This is a genomic window from Vibrio sp. 704, from assembly GCF_033339295.1.
The window spans coordinates 1-801 of the sequence record NZ_JAWOUH010000302.1 but is presented as its reverse complement, the minus strand read 5'-3'; the positions used below and the strand labels follow the sequence as shown (position 1 = coordinate 801).

1 protein-coding gene is annotated in these 801 nt (G+C 44.4%); it reads left to right on the top strand.

The features are described from left to right. The coding region (locus R7R24_RS26065) for a histidine kinase dimerization/phospho-acceptor domain-containing protein (protein ID WP_318120023.1) at positions 1-801 on the top strand (801 nt) is incomplete at both ends.

Below are 801 nucleotides of genomic sequence, written 5' to 3'. Positions count from 1 at the left end.
GAGGTTAACGAAAGTTATCCGATTTGGGAGTACTTCCCAGAGAGCTGTCGTGATCAACTGAAAAAGGTATTCGATGGTTCTCACTTGTGGATTGAACTCGGCAAAATTCATGTGACATTGTCACTTGGAGACGAGAAACCAAAGTATGTGCGTTTCGATATTCGTCCTTTCGCTCATGGTGCTGAATACAAACTGATCATGACGATTACGGATGTCACTCATCAAGAAATGACCACGCGTACCTTGGAAAGTCGGGTGTTAGAAAAGACGCAAGATTTGCTACTGAAAAACCAACAGTTAGAAAACGAAATCGAAGAACGTATTCGCACCGAAGACAATCTCAAAAAGACGCAAGATGAGTTGATTCAAGCTGCAAAAATGGCGGTTGTAGGGCAAACCATGACCAGTTTAGCGCATGAGCTTAATCAGCCATTAAACGCAATGTCGACGTATTTATACAGCGCGAGAATGTTCCTCGAACAGGAATCTCCAGAAAAGGTTGGTGAATCCATTACCCACATCGAAGGTTTGGCGACTCGGATGAGTAAGATCATCAACAGTTTGCGCCAATTCGCTCGCAAGCCAGAAGGTGAAAGAGAAGTGAAGTCTGTAAGTGTTCATGAGGTGGCGGAGCAAGCATCCACCATTGTGAACACGCGAGCGAAGCGTCAACAGATCATCATAGAAAACCAGTTACCTGATGATGTAAAAGTGCAAGGCGACATGTTGGCGCTAGAACAGGTCTTCATTAACGTCTTAGTAAACAGTTGTGATGCGTTGATGGAAAGCACAAGGGACGAA